The sequence below is a fragment of the Bifidobacterium vansinderenii genome (assembly GCF_002234915.1).
Classification (GTDB): domain Bacteria; phylum Actinomycetota; class Actinomycetes; order Actinomycetales; family Bifidobacteriaceae; genus Galliscardovia; species Galliscardovia vansinderenii.
Genome location: NZ_NEWD01000004.1, coordinates 65,807 through 84,968, shown reverse-complemented (window position 1 = coordinate 84,968; position 19,162 = coordinate 65,807). Strand labels below are relative to the sequence as shown.

The 19,162-nt window shown below is 61.2% G+C and carries 17 protein-coding genes; 8 read left to right on the top strand and 9 right to left on the bottom strand.

Features of this window, described 5'->3' with window-relative positions; all coding sequences use genetic code 11:
• The first annotated feature begins 153 nt into the window (after window positions 1-153).
• Genes Tam10B_RS01395 through Tam10B_RS01385 form a run of 3 tightly spaced genes read left to right on the top strand, consistent with a single transcriptional unit; the run spans window position 154 to window position 2,812 of the window.
• On the top strand, window positions 154-1,608 hold the full coding sequence (locus Tam10B_RS01395) for an MATE family efflux transporter (protein ID WP_093959492.1): 1,455 nt from the start codon (window positions 154-156) through the stop codon (window positions 1,606-1,608).
• Window positions 1,605-2,090 carry a KdsC family phosphatase gene (locus Tam10B_RS01390; protein ID WP_093959491.1) on the top strand — a complete coding sequence of 162 codons (486 nt, stop codon included), beginning with the start codon at window positions 1,605-1,607 and terminating at the stop codon, window positions 2,088-2,090. Before Tam10B_RS01395 ends, Tam10B_RS01390 begins: the two co-directional genes overlap by 4 nt.
• Window positions 2,087-2,812 carry a MurR/RpiR family transcriptional regulator gene (locus Tam10B_RS01385; RefSeq protein ID WP_093959490.1) on the top strand — a complete coding sequence of 242 codons (726 nt, stop codon included), beginning with the start codon at window positions 2,087-2,089 and terminating at the stop codon, window positions 2,810-2,812. The genes Tam10B_RS01390 and Tam10B_RS01385 overlap by 4 nt, the downstream gene beginning before the upstream one ends.
• On the opposite strand, the gene Tam10B_RS01380 is transcribed toward Tam10B_RS01385, so the two are convergent.
• From Tam10B_RS01380 to Tam10B_RS01370, 4 genes are all read right to left on the bottom strand, one after another.
• Window positions 2,809-3,453 (bottom strand): sugar O-acetyltransferase, encoded by a 645-nt coding sequence (locus Tam10B_RS01380; protein ID WP_093959489.1) that lies wholly within the window; start codon window positions 3,451-3,453, stop codon window positions 2,809-2,811. The two genes, Tam10B_RS01385 and Tam10B_RS01380, sit on opposite strands and share 4 nt — an antisense overlap.
• Window positions 3,454-3,464: 11 nt before the next feature.
• Entirely contained in the window at window positions 3,465-3,845 is a 381-nt protein-coding gene (locus Tam10B_RS13450) for a DapH/DapD/GlmU-related protein (protein ID WP_233133529.1), read from the bottom strand.
• Window positions 3,778-4,131 (bottom strand): maltose acetyltransferase domain-containing protein, encoded by a 354-nt coding sequence (locus Tam10B_RS13445; protein WP_233133528.1) that lies wholly within the window; start codon window positions 4,129-4,131, stop codon window positions 3,778-3,780. Before Tam10B_RS13445 ends, Tam10B_RS13450 begins: the two co-directional genes overlap by 68 nt.
• A gap of 130 nt (window positions 4,132-4,261) precedes the next feature.
• Entirely contained in the window at window positions 4,262-4,834 is a 573-nt protein-coding gene (locus Tam10B_RS01370) for a TetR/AcrR family transcriptional regulator (RefSeq protein WP_093959488.1), read from the bottom strand.
• Window positions 4,835-4,979: 145 nt separating this feature from the next.
• Here Tam10B_RS01370 and Tam10B_RS01365 point away from each other — a divergent pair, with 145 nt between their 5' ends.
• The 5 genes from Tam10B_RS01365 (at window position 4,980) to Tam10B_RS01345 (ending at window position 11,497) form a co-directional block, all read left to right on the top strand.
• Window positions 4,980-6,266, top strand: a complete 1,287-nt coding sequence (locus tag Tam10B_RS01365) for an NADH:flavin oxidoreductase/NADH oxidase family protein (protein WP_093959487.1) — start codon at window positions 4,980-4,982, stop codon at window positions 6,264-6,266.
• Window positions 6,267-6,292: 26 nt separating this feature from the next.
• A complete protein-coding gene (locus Tam10B_RS01360) occupies window positions 6,293-7,123 on the top strand; it encodes an SDR family NAD(P)-dependent oxidoreductase (protein WP_093959726.1) in 831 nt (276 codons plus the stop codon).
• A 213-nt stretch (window positions 7,124-7,336) separates the two neighbouring features.
• The gene (locus tag Tam10B_RS01355) at window positions 7,337-8,938 is read left to right on the top strand and encodes an ABC-F family ATP-binding cassette domain-containing protein (protein ID WP_093959486.1); all 1,602 of its coding nucleotides are present in this window, start codon (window positions 7,337-7,339) and stop codon (window positions 8,936-8,938) included.
• A gap of 266 nt (window positions 8,939-9,204) precedes the next feature.
• The gene (locus Tam10B_RS01350; protein ID WP_093959485.1) at window positions 9,205-10,251 is read left to right on the top strand and encodes a cation diffusion facilitator family transporter; all 1,047 of its coding nucleotides are present in this window, start codon (window positions 9,205-9,207) and stop codon (window positions 10,249-10,251) included.
• A gap of 235 nt (window positions 10,252-10,486) precedes the next feature.
• Window positions 10,487-11,497 (top strand): hypothetical protein, encoded by a 1,011-nt coding sequence (locus tag Tam10B_RS01345; RefSeq protein WP_093959484.1) that lies wholly within the window; start codon window positions 10,487-10,489, stop codon window positions 11,495-11,497.
• Window positions 11,498-11,545: 48 nt separating this feature from the next.
• Here Tam10B_RS01345 and Tam10B_RS01340 read toward each other — a convergent pair whose 3' ends face one another.
• The 5 genes from Tam10B_RS01340 to Tam10B_RS01320 form a co-directional block, all read right to left on the bottom strand.
• Window positions 11,546-12,748 (bottom strand): DUF3322 and DUF2220 domain-containing protein, encoded by a 1,203-nt coding sequence (locus Tam10B_RS01340; protein ID WP_093959483.1) that lies wholly within the window; start codon window positions 12,746-12,748, stop codon window positions 11,546-11,548.
• Complete coding sequence (locus Tam10B_RS01335; RefSeq protein WP_093959482.1) at window positions 12,745-16,248, bottom strand: ATP-binding protein; 3,504 nt, start codon at window positions 16,246-16,248, stop codon at window positions 12,745-12,747. Before Tam10B_RS01335 ends, Tam10B_RS01340 begins: the two co-directional genes overlap by 4 nt.
• Before the next feature lie 45 nt (window positions 16,249-16,293).
• Window positions 16,294-17,070 carry a DUF4194 domain-containing protein gene (locus Tam10B_RS01330; protein ID WP_093959725.1) on the bottom strand — a complete coding sequence of 259 codons (777 nt, stop codon included), beginning with the start codon at window positions 17,068-17,070 and terminating at the stop codon, window positions 16,294-16,296.
• A gap of 8 nt (window positions 17,071-17,078) precedes the next feature.
• Entirely contained in the window at window positions 17,079-18,587 is a 1,509-nt protein-coding gene (locus tag Tam10B_RS01325; RefSeq protein WP_093959481.1) for a DUF3375 family protein, read from the bottom strand.
• A gap of 108 nt (window positions 18,588-18,695) precedes the next feature.
• Window positions 18,696-19,139, bottom strand: coding sequence for a hypothetical protein (locus Tam10B_RS01320; protein ID WP_143248496.1), 444 nt, complete (start codon window positions 19,137-19,139; stop codon window positions 18,696-18,698).
• Window positions 19,140-19,162 lie beyond the last annotated feature (23 nt).

The following is a 19,162-nucleotide window of genomic DNA, read 5'->3' as shown; positions in this document are numbered from 1 at the left end:
CGTTGGTGGACATCAATCCCACTGTCCTATGGTCCACCGACTTTTATTTGACGCCGGCGGTCAAATGTCCAGACTCATGCGGTTTACTACGCAATGGGTCAAGCTGCTTGCCCCGCGAAAAAGAGTGAAACCAATGGCATCTAGAGGCAACTGATGGATAGCGAACTGTTCGAGAAGGCGTCGATTCCCAAAGCGTATTTCAGCTTGGCCATGCCCGTGGTGATGAGCATGCTTGTCACCCTCGTCTACAACATGGTCGACACGTATTTCATCGCCCATACCGGCGACGCGAACATGGTGGCAGGCGTGTCGCTGTCCGCACCCGTGTTCATGGTCATGATCGCCATCGGCGACATCTTCGGTCTTGGCGGAAGCTCCGTCATCTCCAGGCTTTTCGGTCAGCACCGGTATGCCGATGGCAAGAGACTCAGCGTGTTCTGCTTCTATGGTGCGTTGTTCGTCGGCATCCTCGTCATGGCATTCGGATTGATCTTCCATGATCCGATCCTGCGCCTGCTCGGCGCGAACGACGCCACCTGGTCGTACGCCTCCGCCTACTACACGTGGATACTTATCGGATCGCCGCTCATCATCGTCTCCATGACGCCGGTCAACCAGTTGCGCACCGAAGGTCATGCCGTACCGTCCATGATTGGCCAGATCGCCGGCACCGTGATCAATATCATCCTCAACCCGCTGTTCATTCAGGGATTCGGCTGGGGAGCCGCCGGCTCCGCGTTCGCCACCGTGCTGGCCAACGTGTGCACCGACGCGTACTTTGTCTGGTTCCTGCTGTTTCGCAGCACCAATCTGTCGATCGACCCGCGGCTCATGCTGCATTCCAACGCCGATGCCGGCCGCGCCGCGCATGATTCCGGCAAGACTTACGGCAAGGCGTTCGAGGAGCATCCGGTGCCGGTACGCCGCCGTCTGCTCAACATCACGTCCCTAGAGATCAAGGACATTCTCGTCATCGGCATTCCCTCGGCCATCACCAGCTTCACGCAGAGCTTCGGCATCATCATGGTGAACCTGTACCTACTGCGCTACGGTAACGATCCGGTCGCGGCCATGGGCATCGCGTTGAAGGTCGTGATGATCGCCGTGTCCGTGTTCGTTGGTTTCGCGTTCGGCGCGCAAGCGCTCATCGGATACAACTATGGTGCGCGCAACATGAGGCGTCTGGCCGGAATTCTCAGATTCTCCTACATCTTCCTCAGCTGTTTCGCCATCGTCATGACCGTCATACTCAGCGTGTTCGACCGTCAGCTTATGGGTTTCTTCATCAGTGACCGGCACATCATCGATCTGGGTGCGGGCATGCTACGCGTGCAGCTGCTCAGCTTGGTGTGCGTCGGCATCATCATGGTGACCACCTGCACATTCCAATCCACCGGCAAGGCGCTTGGCGCGTTCATTCTGTCGCTCAGCCGCCAGGGCGTGGTGCTGGTCGTCGTGTTGGCGGTTGCCTCCCGCATGGCCGGATACGATGGGGTGATCGCCGCACAGGCCATCTCCGATCTGATCACCGCGATCATCGCCATCGTCCTATTCATCGTGATGCTGCCGGAACTGCGCGGCGGAAAGCGGAAAGGAGCCAACGCATGACGATTCGATTGCTGGTAATGGATGTGGACGGCACGCTGACCGACGGTCGTATCTGCATCGGCGCCGACGGCGAGATGATGAAGACGTTCAACTGCAAGGACGGATACGGCATCAAGCATCTGCTGCCCGATGCCGGGATCACGCCGATGATCATCACCGGACGTAATTCGACGATTCTCGCCCGCCGAGCCGACGAGTTGGGCATCACCGAGCTGCATCAGGGCGTGCATGACAAGCTGCCGCTGTTGAGGCGTCTCATGGAGGAGCGCGGGCTCACGCGAAACGAGGTCGCCTACATCGGCGACGATCTCAACGATCTCGAGGCCATCCGGTTCGCGGGATTGTCCGGATGCCCGGCCGACAGCACGCAGGGCATCATTGACGTCGTCGACTATGTCTGCCGTCGTGACGGCGGACGCGGCGCTGTTCGTGAATTCATCGAACATATGATCCGGCTGAACGAATCCGAGGCCGGTCGATGATGTTCTCTTTCGAGGACATCCAGCGGTTCAACGACACGGAGACAGGCATCTATCGGTACGTGATCGCGCATGCGGAATCCGTGGCGTACATGACCATCCGAGAGCTCGCCTCCGCCACGTTCGTCTCGCCGTCCACGATCCTGCGCTGGTGCGACAAGCTCGGCTACCCCGGTTACACGGAATTCCGCAACGCGCTGCGCGAGGTGAACAAGAAGCGGACCGAACCTCGCCTGGAGCCTCGTCAGGATCTGCACGATCTGGCGTTGTTCTTCGATCGTGCGAACTCCCCCGCGTTCGAGGAGCATCTCGACATGGCCGTGCGGCTGATCGGCGACGCGGAGCCGATCGTGTTCATCGGCGAGGGATCCTCCGGGGTGATCGCCGAATACGGAGCCCGCCTGTTCGCCAATCTCGGCATCTTCGCCATCGGCATGACCGACGCCTTCTACCCGGTCTCAGCCTATGCGCGCGACCATATGGCGGTGATCGCGGTGTCGGAAAGCGGGGAGACGTCCAAACTGGTGAAGGCCGTGGAGGCGTTCCGGGCGGCGGGGAGCGTGACATTGGGCGTGACGAACAGCGTGCACTCCACGTTGGGACGACTGTGCGACTGGTCGTTCAGTGCGGGGCTGCCGTCGCAACGGGTGAATGGCGGGTACAACGCCACCACGCAGGTTCCCGCGCTGTTCGTCATCGAATCGCTGGGGCGCCGTCTGCGCTAACGGGCGTCCGTCGCGCCGGGCTCCGCATCGCTGTCGTTGATCCGACGCAGAACGCGACAGGGGTTGCCGGCGGCCACCACGTTGGTCGGAACGTCTTTGGTGACGACCGAGCCCGCGCCGATTACCGTACCGTCGCCGATCGTTACGCCCGGCAGCACGATCACGCCGCCGCCTAGCCAGCATCCGCAGCCGATCGTGATGGGACGGGCGTAGGTGTGCCACCGGTATCGGGTGTCTCCCGGTGTCCAGTCGTCGCGCAGACGATCGTGCAGCTCCACCGGATGCGTGGCCGTGTACAGCTGCACGTTGGAGGCGATCAGCGTGTCCGATCCGATGGTGATGGTGTTGCAGTCCACGAACGTGCAGTTCATGTTCACCGACACGTTCGACCCGATGTGGATGTTGCGCCCGTAGTCGCAGATGAATGGCAGTCCCACGGACACGTTCTCTCCGATCGAGCCGAACAGCTCTCGCAGGATCGCGGTCTTGCGCTCCTTCTCGTCGTAGGCGAGCCGATTGTATTCGGCCAGCAGACGGCGGGCATGGTTCTTGTAGTCGAGGAAGATCGGATCATGGCAGTCGTAGATCTCCCCGGCCATGCATTTGTCCAGTTCGGTGCGCCTTGGTTCGTTCGCGGCCATCGCCGCTCCTCCTATTCCCATACGTCGAGGCGACGGTTCTTGAAGTAGTATTCGCGGTCCTTTTCGCCGATCTCGCGAACCGGCCTGCACGGCACGCCAGCCGCGACCACGTTGGCCGGGATGTCGTCCACGACCACCGAACCGGCGCCGATTACCGAATTGTCGCCGATCGTCACACCGGGCAGGATCGACACGTTCGATCCCACCCACACGTTGCGTCCGATATGCACGGGGATCGCATACGTGTAATGGTGCTCGCGCAGGATCGGCAGGATCGGATGCCCCGCCGTGGCGATCGTGACGTTCGGGCCGAACATGGCGTAGTCACCGATCATGATCTCCGCGTCGTCCACCATGCTCATGAACGCGTTGATGTAGATGCCGCGCCCCATGTGCACCCGGCGGCATCCGTTGTTCGCGTGCAGCGGTGTCTCCACATGGCATCCCTCCCCCCACTTCGGCGCACATGTCCTTCAGCAGGCGTTGCCGTTTCTCCTGCTCGGTGGGCTTGGTCTGGTTGTATGCCCACAGCTTCTCCTGCCATGCCAGCTGGCCATCCATGATCGCCGGATCGTCGTAGTGGTACGGCAGTCCCGCATCCTTGCGCTCCACGTTGGTCAGCGGTCGATCGTCCATTCCGCTCGACTGCGTATCCGGTGAGTTCGTACCCGTCATCATGCGTCCTTTCGTTCGTCGTCGACATCCATCGTAGATGCGACGACATCGTTGTGGCTATTGTCCGGAGACAGACGGAACACCCTGTTCTGGGAATGGAATGCGGACGTTGCCATGCGGGTGGCGGGCGTCGTTATTCGCCGTCGTTGAGCAGGGCGTGGGCGTAGTGATGGAGTTGCGTGCGGGTGAGCGTGTGCCCGCGAAGGTATGCCCAGTCGAGAACGAGCATCAGGGTGGAGGCGTAGTGGTCGGCGATCAGTTCGTCGGGCAGTTCGTGGCGTTCGTGATCGGTGCAGGTGCGCATGAGGATGCGCGTACGTTCGGCGATGAATGTGCGCAGGCCTATGAACAGCGGGCCGTCGGCGGGATTGTGCTCCAGGATGGCCGCGAGCAGGTCCGCGTTCGATTCAAGCAGGTCCGCCATCGCGTCGAGGGCGACGTCCACGCGACGTTCCGGTTCTACCGATTCGAGATCGATCATGTTCGCCCGTCCCGCCAGTGCGATCCAGCAGTAGTGCATCAGATCGTCGCGGTCGTCGAAGTAGTTGTAGAAGGTGGCGCGCGGGTAGGAGCTCGCCTCGCAGAGCTCGTTGACGCTGATCGCGGTGAACGGCTTGGTGCGCAGCAACCCCATCATCGCGTCGAAGAACGCGTCGAGCGTGCGGATGGTCCCGCGCGTGAGTCTGCCGTTGAGGTCTTTCTTCATGCTGTCTTCCTCAGTGTGTTGTGAATCGTGGCAATGGTTTTACGCTATCGCAACGTCCAGAATTTTACAAATGTCCAGAAATTGACTACTCTCAAATTTAGACATCTGCAAAATTGTCAACATTCGCAAACGGATGGAGGAAGTCATGACAGACAATCACGTGCCCAACGTCGCCACGCCGCTCACGCTGCCCTGCGGTGCGACGGTGAAGAACCGCTTCTACAAGTCGGCGATGAACGAGGCGATGGCGGGCCGGGACTGTGCGCCCACCGAGCGGCATGTGCGCCTCTACCGGACATGGGCCGATGGCGGCGCCGGCGTGCTGGTCACAGGCAATGTGATGGTCGATCGCACCCAGCTGGGAGAGCCAGGCAACGTGGCGGTCGAGGATGAGCGCGATCTCGGCATGCTACGCCGTTGGGCCGAGGCCGGCACACGTAACGGCACCCACTGCTGGATGCAGATCAACCATCCAGGACGACAGTCCCCCATCACCATCAACCGGCACCCCTACGCGCCCAGCGGCGGAAGGCTTGAAGGCGAGTATGGCCGGTTCTTTGCCGAACCGACCGAGCTGACGGTCGGACAGATCCGCGACATCGTGCGTCGATTCGCCAACACCGCCCGCATCGCGAAGAAGGCTGGGTTCACCGGAGTGGAGATCCACGCCGCCCACGGCTACCTCATCAACCAGTTCCTCTCCCCCGCCGACAACCGGCGCACTGATGAATACGGCGGTGACATCGAATATCGTGCTCGATTCCTGTTCGAGGTGTTTGACGCGGTGCGCGAGGCGGTCGGCCCCGCATTCCCCATTGCGGTCAAGCTCAACTCGAGCGATGTGCCCATCACCGTGAAGACCGGTGATGGCGTGTTCGCCGGATTCGATGAGACGGAATCGATCTGGGTCATGAAACAGCTCGAACGACGCGGCGTCGATCTCATCGACATCTCCGGCGGAACCCTCGAAAAGCCGGTTATCCAGACCACCAGCGGCGCCATCGAGGATCGCAGGCGTGGCGTGTACTTCACTGAGTTCGCGCGCCGCGTCAAAGGTGAGCTCACCGTGCCGGTCGCGCTGACCGGAGGATTCCGCAACGCACGCGACATGGAGCGCGCCCTCGGCGAAGGCATCACGCAGATGATCGGCATCGCCCGTCCCCTGGTGCTCGTCCCCGATCTGCCCGCGCGCATCATCCGTGACCGTTGGGATGGCACCGTCGACCTGCCATGGGTGACGACCGGTCTCAAGGCGCTCGACAAGGCGTTTGGAGGCATTCTCGTCATCAGCTGGTTCGAATTGCAGATGAATCGCCTTGGCCGCGGACGGAAGCCAAACCCCCGCATCGGCGGAATGCGTGCACTGCTTTTCGCGATCGGCAAGCATGGACCCGCCGCACTGGCGCCGCGTCGCCGCAAGGGACACCAATGAGATCCCGTCACACGAGAAAACGCATCATGACTGTGAATGCGACAGACAGTATTCGGCGCCACGGCATCGGCAAAAACATTGCGGTGATCACCGGTGCCTCATCCGGACTCGGCGAGGTGTTCTACGAGACGATCGCACGACGCTATCCGGACCTCGATGAGATCTGGCTGATTGCACGACGAAAGGATCGTCTTGCTAGGCTGGCGGTCAGGTTTCCCGATATCCGCGCGCAGGTGCGCTCGTTATCGTTTGATCTCGCCGACCCGGCATCCTATGACGCCCTTGCCGCGATGCTCGCCAATGAAAAACCGGTCGTTCGTACGCTGATCAACAATGCCGGTGTCGAACGCGACGGACTGTTCCGCAATGCATCCGCCAGAGACATACACGCCATGATCGACCTCAACGTCATGGGCGTGACGATGGTCAATCACGTGTTTCTGCCATACATGTGCGAAGGATCGTTCGAGGTGATCACCGGATCCGTCTCTTCGTTCGCCCCGATCCCCTGGCAGGCCGTGTACTCCGCAAGCAAGGCATACGTGCGTTTCCTCGCCCGCGCTCTACACGAAGAGGAACGCAGACGCGGCGTGAACATACTGCTCATGAGTCCCGGGAATATGAACACGGAAATGAACGTGAAGGGAGCCTCGGGAGGCAAGCTCGGCAGACTTCCCTATCTCGATCTGAGCAGGGAAGTCGAGCGGACACTCATTATGGCGGAATGCGGCCGTGCCGGCTACACTCCGATGCTGTTCTACAAGCTCTACTACGCGTTCACGAAGCTGATGCCGAGCGCGCTTGCGGTCAAGGTCGCCAGCCTTGAGGACGGCGGTACTGTCAGACAGCAGTGTTGAAACCGTTCCGGGTGGAATTCCGCGTAGTCACGCACGTTTTACGGGTTCGTATCGTGCGTGACTACGCGAGACCGTCGTGGTGACGCGGAGTTATGCAGGATCGCAGCGGTATTCGCAGTCAGAGGGACGCCGCTGGTTTGGCAGACCGTTCGGTATCATGGTCGGTTGGACTTTACGAGAGAACGACGAACTGACACAATCGGCAGGTGAACCATGGCAATTGACGCACAGGGACTGGAAATCCGCATCGGCGCACGTACGCTGCTCAACCCCACGGACTTCCACGTGGCGAAGGGCGACCGCATCGGTCTGGTCGGCCGCAACGGCGCCGGCAAGACCACCCTCACCCGCGTCATCACCGGCAGTATGCTGCCCACCGCCGGCAAGGTGCGTGTCACCGGCAAGCTCGGCTACCTGCCGCAGGACACGCACACCGGTGACCAGGAGCAGACCGCGCTCGATCGCATCATGAGTGCCCGTGACATCAACACCATCCTCACCCGCATCCGCAAAGCGGAAAAGGACATGACCAACCCTGACCCCGACATCATGGAGAAGGCCATGAAGCGCTACGACAAGGCGCAGCAGGACTTCGAAAATGCCGGCGGCTACGCCGTCCAGTCCGAAGCCATCGTCATGGCCGAAAGCCTTGGCCTCGACCAAGAGGTCCTCAAGCGCGAGCTTGGCACCCTCTCCGGCGGTCAGCGCCGACGCATCGAACTGGCTCGCATCCTCTTCTCCAACGCCGACACCATGATCCTCGACGAGCCCACCAACCACCTTGACGCCGACTCCATCGAATGGCTGCGCGACTACCTCAAGAAATTCCAGGGCGGATTCCTCGTCATCTCCCACTCCACCGAACTCCTGGACGAAGTCGTCAACAAGGTCTGGCACCTCGACGCCCAGCTCGGCCAGATCGACATGTACTCCCTCGGCTGGAAAGCCTACCTGCACCAGCGTGCCGTCGACGAGGAACGCCGCCGCCGCGAACGCGAAGTCGCCGAAAAGAAGGCCGAACGCCTCATGAAGCAGGGCATCCGCCTGCACGCCAAAGCCACCAAGGCCACCGCCGCCCAGAACATGATGCGCCGCGCCGAGAAGCTCCTCTCCGAAACCAGCGAAGCCCAGAAGCAGGAAAAGGTCGCCGACATCCGCTTCCCCGAACCCGCCCCCTGCGGCCGCACCCCCATCATGGCCAAGGACATCTCCAAGGCGTTCGGCTCCAACATCGTCTTCGCCGGCGTCAACCTCGCCATCGACAAGGGATCCCGCGTCGTCATCCTCGGCTACAACGGCGCCGGCAAAACCACCACCCTGCGTATCCTCGCCGGCATCGACAAGCCCGACACCGGCGAAGTCGTCTTCGGACACGGCGCCAAGATCGGCTACTTCGCCCAGGAGCACGACACTCTCGACAACGACGTGACCGTCCTCGAAAACCTCACCCACGTCGCCCCCGAACTCAACGACACCCAAGCCCGCAGCATCCTCGGATCCTTCCTCTTCTCCGGAGACGACGCACTCAAACCCACCCACGTCCTCTCCGGCGGCGAAAAGACCCGACTCGCACTCGCCACCCTCGTCACCTCACGCGCCAACGTGCTCCTCCTCGACGAGCCCACCAACAACCTCGACCCCGCATCCCGCGACGAAATCCTCAAAGCCATCGCCAAATACGAAGGCGCCATCGTCCTCGTCACCCACGACGAAGGCGCCGTCAAGGCTCTCAACCCCGAACGCGTGCTCCTCATGCCCGACGGAGACGAGGATCTGTGGAGCGACGACTACCTCGACCTGGTTGCTGAGGAATAATGGAGCGTCGGCCGCGTTGCTCCTCAGTCGACGTACCTTTGTACGTCTTCCTTCGGTGCGCCTTGCCGCCGCACACGTTATTCCTCCGCAACCCCAACCTTGGGCAGTGCGTTGCGGAGGAGCTCGACAAGGTGAACGGGATTGCAGACCACATATGGACCACGGCCTGGCCATAATCCGCGAAACCCGACATCCCAGGCACGGCAACGGCATATACTGAATGCTGTTTACGCAACCAACGTCAGGGAAGAACGGGGTGAACCGCCATGGACGAATCCACGGATTCGGCTACACAGGCTACAACAACCAACAACACCAACCGCACGACACCAGCCGTACAGGAAAGCAAACACGCAGGATCAGCCGTCAAAGCCGCACTCGCCGCCAACATCGGCGTAGCCATCGCCAAACTCTGCGCAGCGGCATTCACCGGCTCATCCGCCATGCTCTCCGAATCCGTACACTCCATCGCCGACTGCTCCAACGAAATCGTCCTCATGATCGGCGGACGATTCTCCCACCACAAAACCGACGGCGACCACCCATTCGGCCTGTACCGCACAAAGTACCTCGCCTCCTTCGTCGTCGCCACCCTCCTCTTCTTCGTCGGCGGATTCTTCTCCACCTCCGAAGCCATCAAGAAGATCGTCGCCGTCATGGAAAACCCGGCCATGCGTGACGCCAACCAGGGAGAACTCCTCGTCGCGCTCGCCGTCGTGGCCATCAGCGCGTGCCTGGAAGGCTACGGCCTGCATCAGAGCGCCAAAGAGGCCAACGAACGCATGAAGCGCACCAACACCCCGCACATGGGCCTCTACAAGTTCTGGGGACGTACCAAGTCCGCCGAACTCGCGGCAGTGATCATGGAAGACACGCTCGCCCTGATCGGCCTGGCCTTCGCTGGCGCCGGCATCGGACTGGCCATCCTGCTCGACAACGAACTCTGGGATGCGATCGGCGGTCTCATGGTCGGTCTGGTGCTGATCTGCGGATCCCTGCTGCTCGCCTTCAAGTCCGGTTCTCTGCTGATCGGAGAGGCGGTTGACCCGGATACGCGTTCCAAGATCGTCGACGCCGTCAACGCCACGCCCGGCGTAACCCGTCTGCTCAACATGCAGACCGTGCACATGTCCGAGAACGACATCCTGCTGTGCGTCAAGATCGAAACCTCGAAGCTCGATCGCGACTTCGATGTGCAGACCGTCGACAAGCTCGAGACCTCAGTGCGCAACGCCCTGCCATGGTACACGTTCGAGATCTACGTGGAACCCGACATCTACCGCAAGGACCACAGCAAGCCGATCGATCTATGAGCAGACCCGACCGAACGTGAAAGGCGTAGTGATTGGTTGTGCAATCACGACGCCTTTCCATAAGTGCCAAGGTACCGCCGCTTCGAACGTCATGCAGGTAGAAGCAGAATCTCCGGGAAGCGTGCGATGAATGCCATCGGTATTCTTATTGCTCCTCCCGAGATAACATGATGAGGAAAGTCATCGTTGACGATGGGTCATCAATGGCGATCTTGCAGTAAGAAAGAAGTTCATCGTGTCACATGATTTCCGCAGCTCCCTGCCCATTGGTACCACGTTCCGCAGTATCACCGGATACCTGTACGCGTACGACGGGGACAATCCCGTCGACGATTCCCAGGAGACCGCATGGTTTTCGGGAGCCGTCCAGCACGATTCGGATTCCCGCGACTCCGTGGAAATGCATATCGCCGATGCCGTCAAACAGTCCATGTCCAAGCGGGATCAGCTGCGCTCGCAGCTCCGTCTGCTTGCACAGGCCCTGCCGGAAGAGGCAGGCGGCCCCTTGCAGCTGTTCAACCGGTACGGGTTCACGGACTCCGGCTTACCTGAAGACGCCCTGTACATCGCCCAGTTCCGTATGGACGTCACCATCGCGCCGGACGGTTCTGGTGACGTGCGCAACGGCATTGCCGTCAACGACGATCTGCCGGATACCGTGCTCGCCGGTACGCGAAAGAGACTCTCCGTCTTCGCACGCTATGCCGCCAGTCTGTTCGACACACTCGATCCGACGGATCCCACTGACGGCGGGGACGACGATTCGGACGAGTCGCAGTCGCTTACGCTCGCCGTCCTCGCCGCTTTCGACTCGGTCGACGAACTGGACGACGCCATCGCCACCGACGACAGTTCGCCGATGACCGCCTTCCGGATGATGCCCAACGACGACGGCAGCATCCACATCGACACGCAATGGTATGAGACCCCGGACAATGCTTCATGGCTGCTACCGATGGGCTTCGACTTCTACGATCGACTGGTGAGGGACCTGCCGGACGGGACCATCCCGTCGGATTCCTCCTACACGGCGTATGCATGCTTCAGCGGATCCCGTATCCCCGACCGTGCGACCCCGGTCGCATGGTTCTTCGCGGATCATGACGTCCGACCCGCCATGCTGCGCTGCCTTGTCAAACTGCCTGAAGACCAAGAGTCGTTCGACATGCTCGTCCTGCTGCGCCAAATCCTCGCGACATATACCACCAGTGCTCGCCAGACCGCCATGCGATCAGTTGACGAATGAGCAGGCAAGAACAACGTGCGGCGGAAAGGCTTGCCGCGTGTGTTGATCTCAGCTCTCGGCCGGGATGTCGGTGACCGGAAAGCCACGGCGCCGAAGCTCATGGACGGCATCCGATATGGGGATGCGTTCCTGTTCGAGACGACGGTATGGAATTCCCTCTCCGGTGCACAGCATGCGGTACAGCTCCTCTTCCTCGTGAGAAAGTGCAAGATCGGTGTTGGGGATCGTAACGGGAATCTCTTTGCTGTCGGCGGTCAGATTCGTGCCGTATGCACTGTAACGGTGATAGGCGGTGCAGTCCATGAACATCGAGCTGCAATCAATCCCCGCCATGCGTACTTCGGAGAGGATCTCAAAGCCGGCGGCATCCATATCTCCCCAGTAGACAACGGTGATGGATGATCCGGTCGACTCCGAATCGGCGATCCATGGCAGAAGCTGCAGTCCATCACACGCCGCATGTCCATTGCCGAATACGCAAAGCCCGTTCTTGATGGCGGGCATGGCCTGATACGTGTCCTTGTTCTCCACGATAACGACATAGCGAATGCCAAGCATTGCGCCCTCGAACCATGGACGTGTGGCGATCATGTCCGGTTGCTCTTGGCGTGCCGGATCCAGGTGGCGGAATCGAAGCTCTCGAGGTCTTTCCTGCAATGGCAGCGAATCGATGTTCAATAGACGGCAGATCGCGGAACGGCGAGATTTCTTCTGCGACAGCCATTTCGTGCTGAATCCGGCAAGCGGAACCTGACGGGGAGTCAATTCGGCCAGCTGTTCCATGCCATGGCTGGCAAGGTACCGTGCAAAGAAGTCGGTTGCCCGAATCAGAAGATCAACATCCATGTCCGACTCATTGCTGAGCAGTTTCGCTACGGATAAGGCCGTTGCCCTGTTCACGTTGCATTCGTCGCCAAGACGATGCGCACGCGACCGTGCTTGTTGATACTGGCCGGCGATCGTCCTATCGACAACGTGCAATGCCGTCTGCTCATCGGGAATGGTCACGGCATCAATCAGGTCGATCACAACCCCGATCTTTCGTCGACGCAGAACGACCTGACAGCCATGTTGCTCAGCCCACCGTCCAATCGACGCATTATTCGCATGCACATCCAATACATGCAATTCCGCCTCGCTGCTTTTCGGCAGTTGCACATTCACCGTATAGGGCCACAGATCCCTGTCTTCATACATGCCGGAACGCAGGCGCCTGGCAACCATGCCGACGATTGTCGCGACATCCCTCATGCCGCGGTCTCTCCCCCGGACACCTGCTCCGAGCGAACGTCGTCCAACAGCACCTCCTGCAGGTAGGAGCGGGAGGTGTCGGGGTCCTTGTAGGCGACGTAGGCCTTCGAGGAAACTTCGAGAATCTCCGCGGTCTTGCTTTCCGGAGCGGACACGATGACCTGGAAGCCCAGCCTTGGCAACACGGACAACGCACGCTGCGTATACCGGCCGTCGGCCTTGATCAGCGCCTCGTCTAGGAACAGCGTGGTATACGTGGGCTGTCCGGTCACATCACCGCCCAGCAGGTAGATCAGCGCCGCGCCATACACGAACGAAGTAAGCTCCTGCAACGCGCCGCCCGACTTGCCTCCGGTGGACGTGATGCGCTCATCCTCGCCGTCCTCATGATGCACGACCGCGTAGAACGACGACCGGCAGCGCGGATCCAGATTGCGGGCGCCGTAGCTGCGAATGCCGTTCGCGTCACGAACCTGTTCAAGCTCCGTCCGCAGGCGGTTCACCAGACCAGAGCACCGGGCGAACACCCGACGATTCTCCTCCGGAGTCGAAACACCACCGGCCTTCCACTCATTGAGCAGAACCATCGTACGCTTCAACGGGCCGGTGAACGCCGCCTCCGGACGACGGACATCCGCGCCGATGGACAGGCTGCCATGCTTGGGACCGAACTGCTGGCCGCGCAGCATGGCGTTGATCTTGTCGAGCTGATCGCCGATGTCGCGCGCGTCGGCGTCGATCGCACGATTGAGCTGCGTGAAGTCCATGAGCATCTTGTCCAGACAGTTCACATACTCCTCGTTGGTCGCGTTCACCGCGGCCAGCAATGCCAGACTCTTCAGCTCCTCCTGATAGAACCGGTAGTCCCCCACGGTGGCCGTGACCGTGTCATCATCTGGCACATACAGTTCGCAGTACGTGGCCATGCGATCCTCGACGGCGGACCGTGCGGAGCTCACGCCGGCGCGCAGCATGCCGATCCGCTGACGCAGGTCATTCTCCACACTGGCCACGGTGCGGGCGACGAACGATTTCCCCGTGTCATCGGCGTCGGTCTCCCCCGCGCCCGCCGCTGCCATGACGATCACATGCGCGCGGTCATCATGGTTGAGCACGCTGGAGAATGCACGCTCATAGGCCGCATCCAACACCTGACGAACATCGTCGGCGAAAACCGGTATCGTCGTCCCCTCCTCCGACGCGCGGGCGGCATGGCTGTCGCTTGCGGCGGCAGGAGCATGCGCTTCAAGCCACCGCCGCGCCGACTGGATCGCCTGCTCGGTCCCCTGCCTGGTCATCTTGGCTTCGACGGCGTGTTCACGGGCCTCATCCAGTTCACGTACAAGGCCCTGCTTGATGTCGAGCAGTCGGGCCAGTTCGGGATCGTTGCGAATCGCATCGATGGTTGCCTCGAGATCGGCAATCCGCCGTTCGGCGCCATCAACGTCGACCTTGTCCCACGGCGTGTATGACAGCTGTTCGGCAAGAGTCTCCTTGGCCCTCAGGGTCTCCAGATCAGCGTTGGCCGTACGGTATTCGTCGTCGGCGGAGGTAAGTCTGGCTTCCGCATCGGCAATCTGGGCATGCAGCTCCTCAAGATACGCCTCGGTCACGAAGCCGATGACCGGGTGCATGCCCTTGCTGCCATGATGGCCATGCTTGCCGGACTTGACCTGTCCGTCACGCTGCACCTGCCGCGTCGAACGATCCTCATCGTCGATGGCATCCACGCACAGGGCGTCCAGCCGTTCGGAACACGTTTGGGATTTCAGCCAGTCGGCGAACGGGGAATCCTCCCGGTAGCGCAGCTTGCCGGACATCCACGCTTTCTCGCTGTCGGAGATATAGTCCCGCGTGGTGTCCACGAACGTCCACGTACGACGGACCATCAGCTTGGGGTCGATGGCGCTCACCTTGGCCGCGAATCCCGGTTCGTGCCGCTTGTCCACGAGAATGGTCTGGGCCAGCTGACCGTACACCACGTTCATGGCGTTCCGCCATTCCTCGGCGTCCTCCCGTACGTCCATGAGCTCGGCCACATACGGCAGCTCGGCCACGGATAGCCCGGTGGCCTTGGCGATCAGCGCACGGGCCTCATCCATCGGTTGGGAGATGCGGGTGCGCTGCGTGCGCTGACGTTCATAGTCGCGACGTAGCACGGCCAGTTCGCGTTTGATGCCGCCGCTCGTCTCCACGGCGGTGTTGCGTCGTTCCTCCAGTTCGGCCTTGTGCTGCGCGAGATCAGCGTCGAGCGCGGCGAGACGAACGCGGCATTCCTCCCACGACTGCCGATCGGTCGGCATGGTTTCGCCGGCAGCCGTGAACCGTGCCTGCACGCGTTTCCGTTGCTCCTTCACGTCGTCCAGCGCATGCTCGGCCTGTTCGAGCTCTGTTTCCAGACGGCTCAGATTGCCGCCGTCGCGCTCCTGCATCTGCGATTCGATCTGTGTGACTCGCTCCTGCAGGTCATTGACTTTGCGCTGCAGAGACTCAAGCTCCTGCTCTTGACGCTGCAACGCGAGTTCGTCAAGCGGCAGCTGCGCACGCACCTCACCGGTCATACGGGACGTCACCCAGGCGGCAACCGTCGCATGCCCCTGCCGCTCGTCGTCGGGGTCCACCGCAGTAAACGCACGCTCCTGCTGCACGGCGTCGACGTAGACGTCGTGGCTGGTCTGGATGTCCTTGAGCTTGGCGATCCGCTTGGCTTTTTCCTCCATGCTGCGGAAGTTCGCGTCGTATCGCTCGTAGTCCGCGACGGCGGCCTGGGCGAGTTCGATCGCCTTCGGTACGCCGAGCACGCCCTGTTTGAAGATGTCGTCGAGTCTGGATGGGGCATCCGCCGACTGCAGCTTGTGCAGCAGCCGGCATGCCTCTGCGCTCAGGCCCATGATCCGCCAGATGTGCGCATGGAACACGTCGGCGTTCGGGAACGTGTCGCACCCGTCGTATGTGTTCTTCAGCTGGGTTGGGGTGAATGGGGTGTCGCGGTACCGGTCCATCAGTCGAGGATCGATGGCGTGATCCCATGTGACGTACTGGCGGCGAACCTCTCCCTGACCGTCTCCGGCGGACAGATACAGGAACTTGCCGCATGACAGCGTCTGACCGGTCGTGCGGTTCACGTAGGTGTCCACGATGGCGCCCCACACCGGCTGAGGTGTGCCGTCATTGCCTCGACCGCGCAGGAACACGGGGACGTCCCCGCCTCCACTGTTGCCGTAGCCGAGCATGCCGCGCAGATACGTGTAGTCGCTGCGTTCGGAGCGTCCGGCATTGGATGCTTTGTTGAACGGCGTGCCGGTCGGGTACAGCAGGGAGATCTGCGCGTCCACCAACGTGGATTTGCCCGACTCGCTGGCGCCGGCGAGCAGGGTCACCGGAAGCCTGTCGTCGGTGGACGGACGGAACTCGTGATAGCCGTCGTACGATCCCCAGTTGACGATGCGGCGACTGTTCAGCATCCATCGGTCGGCGATGATCTGCATATCGGACGGCATGGTCACTTCCTCTCCTCATCGTTCACGGTGTCTGCGGAGGCGTCGTCATGATCGTCGTCCGCGTCGTCGAACAGTGTTAGGGCGTCGTCTGCAACGGTGTGATGCTCGGCTGGTTCTGTGGCATCCGTTTCCGCCAGCATTGGCCTCGTGTGATTCGTCCGTTCCCGCCTCCGGTGATGTGGATTCGGGCGTGGCGGTGTCTGTGGTGGGATTCGCGTTCAGCCATTCGTTGGCGAGCCGTCGGTCCAGTACCACGGGCACCAGCGGTGTGATGCGGTACATGCCCTCGTCGTCCTCCACCGCGGTCAGATATCCGTGTGTCAACGCCATGGAGACGGTGATGGATAGCTTCTTCAGCACGCCCTCCTCGTCGTTGCGTGCGGCGAGATAGCCTGCGCCGGTGGTCAATGCGGCTCGGATCTCCTCAAAGCCGACGATCCATTGGTCGACGTCGGTATTCACGTTCTCGTACTCCAGCACCCGGATGCGCAGGAACGCAAGTAGCGCTGCCTCCTCGCGGGTTAGGCTCGCACGGGTCTTCAATGATCGGATCGTCACGTCCGGACCGCTGACCGGTGTGGCGTACATGATGCGATACCGGTCGTTGACCACCAGTTCCAGCATGTCGTTGTTGAGTGAACGAACCACCGCGTCTCGATTGTCCAACACCGTGTCGTACAGACCGCCGGCGATGTACCGGTCGCGTTTGAGCGCAATGGCCGCCATGCGGGCGTCGGCAGGCATGGTGCTGAGATCACCTTCGAACAGTGCGTTCGGATTGACGTCGTTGACGGCGTCGTCGCTGTCGATCATTCCGGTCATCGTTGCGTTCATCCTTCCTCCATGATGTCGTCCAGCAGATGTTCGTCCACCATTACCGGACGGGTTCTCCAGGAGCGTTGCGCACCATTGAGCGTGACGCAATGCCAGATCACGTAATCATCGCCTTCGGCGCGCATGCTGCCCAGAAAACCGATGATCTCGCTTTCCCGTCGTTCCTCCGCCGGCAATTGGTTGAAGCTGGCGGCCATATCCACCAGATCGCCGCGTTTGCGGGGATGTTCGCGGATGAGCGAGACCATGCGCTTGAGACGGGGCCCTCCTACTTCGATCATCGAACGAATATCGGGAGGCGGAGCCTGCGTGTTCGTACGATCGTCCAGCTCCGGTGTGGTGGCGCGTGTCATAGGCTTGGCCGGCCGTGTGGGAAGACCCGCAAGGCGGACGAATGCCGTATCGGTCTCATACGGCGCGTCACTGTCATCCGGGTCGGCTTTCGCTTCGGCGTTGAGTTTGACGAACAGTTTGTTCAGTGTGTCGAGCATGGTGCGGTACCGGGTGTCGGTCTGCTGCCGGACCAGACGGCTGACCGCCTCGTCGGAGACGCGCATCTGTCGTCGTACGTCCTCGATGCCGTCGTAGATGTGCGCGAGCTCCGACTTGACCTGTCCGAGCAGTGCGTTCGTCTCCCCCGCCAGATACGGGGTCTTGGCGATGGCGCGCATGGCGTCGTCGATCTGCTGACGGCCCTCGTCGGTGACGATGACTTGGAACGCATCCTCGAAACGGCGACCACTGTCGGACTCGCGGAAGGCCCGACGATATTCGTCATGGTAGGCGGTGAGGATCTCGTCCACGCTCATCCCGCCGGACTGCATGCGCCTGCGTAACTCGTCACCGTTATCGCGTTCGGACAATGCCAGCTCGTGCAGTTCGACGGGTACGCCACGCAACGTGTTGTGGATCACTGCGATGATGTCGTCCACATCCTGTTCCGACAGTCGATTGTCGCTCCGCCCCTGCAGGATGCGCTTGATCTCATGCTTGCGGGCCTTGATCTCGCGGTTGAGCAGGGTGATGCGCTCCCGGGGGTCCTCGGTCAGCTGCATGCGCGCATGCTCGACCTCCATGATGATGCTGTTCGCCTGCGCGCCGGACAGGGTCTGCGTATCGTCATCGAGTCTGGTGAGCGCGTCGATTGCACGATGGGCGCGGGCTGTGAGCCGGTACAGGAACCGGTGTGTTCCCGTATCCAACGAGTTGGCGAGCCATGCGTAATCGCCAGCACCCTCACGAGTGAGCTCGCCGAGAATCAGCCGCGAGGCCGACTGATAGGTCTGGTCCTCGGCAAGCGTGTAGTCGCCGATCTCCGCAAGGCCTCGTAGCCCCTGGGCGATGCGGTCTTCTAGGATCTCGCGAGGCAGTTCCACGGTCAGCGGGTCGAACGCGGAGCGCAGCAACGCCACGTACATCTTCGAATTGGTGCGGAGAAGCAGTCGCAGCACGCCGGTCTCGTACACCGGTCGCAGCCGTTCCATCTCCTGTCTCACATCACCCAAAACCGACCTCGCTCTTCCATATGTCACGTGTGCGATTGCATATAGAAGCTAGCATACGTCGTCATACATGGTGCGGTGTGAAGCGACTCCCGCCGTCGTCCGGTTGTCCTACCCACGCTGGTAGTACAGCGCGAATCCGATGCGCAGAGCCTGCATCAGGCAGACCATGACCCCACAGGTAAGGCCGATGGTGCCGAGCACCACACTGTGATACGTCGGCAACAGCAGCAGCGTTCCGACCATCACGATGACCAACACCACCTCCACCACCTTGGCGGTCATGGCATTGGCCTGGGCGATGATCTGCCGATCGCGTTCATCGAACGGCAGGGTGGTTTCCGTGGCAAGCGACATCTTCTCGGAGAATGCGCTTGCCAGTTGCATCATGCCGACAACGAGCCACAAGGCCGGAAGAGCCCACTTGAAGATGCGGTCGAAAATCGGCATTCCCGTATATGGAGCGGTGACGAACACCGCCTGAATCAGAAAGAACGCCGCCGCGAACAGGCTGATCACCGCCCTGTGCAGCGTTTTGCGTCCGTGGATCTTCATGATGATCACCTCTCGTCTTCGAG